2 protein-coding genes are annotated in these 2,126 nt (G+C 59.6%); one reads left to right on the forward strand and one right to left on the reverse strand.

The annotated features are described in order from the left end of the window. Window positions 1-833, reverse strand: an 833-nt coding sequence (locus AC1DH9_RS27900; RefSeq protein WP_477809213.1) for a carboxy terminal-processing peptidase, incomplete at its 3' end; no start/stop codon positions are given. Window positions 834-1,053: 220 nt separating this feature from the next. Between AC1DH9_RS27900 and AC1DH9_RS27905 the strand changes: the two genes are divergently transcribed. Beyond that, window positions 1,054-2,016, forward strand: a complete 963-nt coding sequence (locus AC1DH9_RS27905; protein WP_477809214.1) for a zinc-binding dehydrogenase — start codon at window positions 1,054-1,056, stop codon at window positions 2,014-2,016. The last annotated feature ends 110 nt before the right edge of the window (window positions 2,017-2,126 follow it).

Genomic DNA, 2,126 nt, shown 5'->3' on the forward strand with positions numbered 1-2,126 from the left:
GTCTTGTCCGTCTTGTCCGCCGGGCCTGCTGGCACCAGGCGCACGACTTTCACCTGGTCGTTATCGCTCTGCAACACGGCGCCGATGCCTTCCAGCGACAGGCTCATGTTGATGTCGAAGTTCTCCGCGTTATCCGGTGACAGATAGTTGGTGTGCGGGTCGTAGGACATGGCGAAGTTGTTGATGTACGCCTGGAAGATGTCTTCCGGACGGGTCTGGTCCAGGCGCGACAACTGATTCTTGTAGCGCTTGGTCAGGGTTTCCTGAATCTGCTTGGGGTCTTTGCCGGCGATCTTCATCCGCAGCACTTCGTCCTTGACGCGTTTGCGCCACAGGTCGTCGAGCTCGGCAGTGGTCTTGAGCCACGGGGCGTCCTTGCGATCGACCAGCAAGGTTTCCCTGGTGGTGAAGTCCATCTTGTCGACGCCTTTGTTCAGCTCGACCAAGGCGAAGTCCAGACGCGCCTTGACGCGGTCCAGATAGCGTTTGTAAATCGTGAACCCGGCGTTCAGGTCACCGCTTTTGAGGAACTCGTCAAACTGGTTTTTCCATTTGTCGAATTCGGCGATGTCGCTGGCCATGAAATAACTGCGCGACGGATCGAGCAGCTTCAGGTAGCTGTCGTAGATGATCGCGGAACGTGCGTTATCGAGCGGCGGCTTGCTGTAATGGTGGCGCTTGAGCAACTCGACGACGTTAAGGCTGGCAATCACCTCGTCACGATCGGGCTGAAGGTTGTCCCAGCTATTGGCTGCGAACGTAGTAGGCGACAGCGACAAGCTGCCCAGGCCAATGAAAAGCGCAAGTGCGGTGCTGGGGAACAAATGCTTCATGCTGATTCGACGCGGGGGCAATTGATAACGCATATTAGGCCGTCTTTAAAGTCGCCGGTTCCACAAGGCTCTACGCAAACTGCTCGCGTATCGATCAGGCTGGTTTGAAACAGCTTGATCGCCACTCGGCGAATTTTCGTACGACCCTGGGCCGGTCGCATAATGCAAAAAACCCGGCGCTACAGCATCGGGCTCAGTCCAGACTCACTATGGAGGCACTGTGAAAGCATTGCAAGGCGTTGAAGGTCGAGTGGAGTGGGTTGAAGAGCCCAGTCCGACGTGTGACGTAGGACAAGTTCGCATTCGAGTGGCGGCAGCGGGCCTCAATCGAGCCGATTTGTTACAGAAGGCAGGGCTCTATCCGCCACCACCGGGCGCCAGTCAGGTGCTGGGCCTTGAGTGTTCAGGCGTGATCAGCGAGGYCGGCGCAGGGTCGTCCTGGCAGGTCGGAGACCGTGTCTGCGCACTGCTGGCGGGCGGCGGGATGGCCGAAGAAGTCGTGGTCGATGGCCGTCACGTATTGCCCGCGCCCGAAGGCATGTCGCTGGTCGAAGCGGCGGCGTTGCCCGAGGTCTACAGCACCGCCTGGCTGAATTTGTTCCAATTGGCTGCGCTGAAACCGGGTGAGAAAGTTCTCCTGCACGCCGGGGCAAGTGGGGTTGGTTCAGCTGCCATTCAGCTATGCAAGGCCTTTGGCAACCCGTGTTGGGTCAGCGTCGGCTCGGCTGATCGATTGGCCTACTGCGAGGCGCTGGGGGCACAAGGCGGGGTGATACGCACCGATGGGCTGGAGGGTTTGCGTGATCTGGGGCCATTCGATGTGATCCTCGACCCGGTTGGCGCCAACTACGCCGCGCTGAACCTGAAGTTACTGGCGCTCGACGGTCGTTGGGTGTTGATCGGCCTGATGGGCGGCCGTGAAGCGCCGCTGGATCTGGCGCAGGTGCTGGCCAAAAGGATTCAGTTGCTGGGGTCGACCCTGCGCAGCCGCGACGAGCAGTTCAAGGCCGATCTGTTGAGTGATCTACGCGCGAATGTCTGGCCGCTGTTCGCCGAAGGGCGCCTGAGCCCGCAACTGGCCAGGACCTTCCCGATCAAGGACGCTGAAGCGGCATTCGCCGAGCTTGCGACCAATCGGGTGTCAGGCAAGTTGGTGCTGGTGATCGACGAAAGCCTGAACTAAAGGGTTTCACTGAACCCGTGGGAGCGAGCCTGCTCGCGATTCAGGCGACGCGGTCTACCTGTGAGACCGCGTTATCGTTCATCGCGAGCAGGCTCGCTCCCACAAGGATT

It is taken from the genome of Pseudomonas sp. 05T35, from assembly GCF_056396605.1.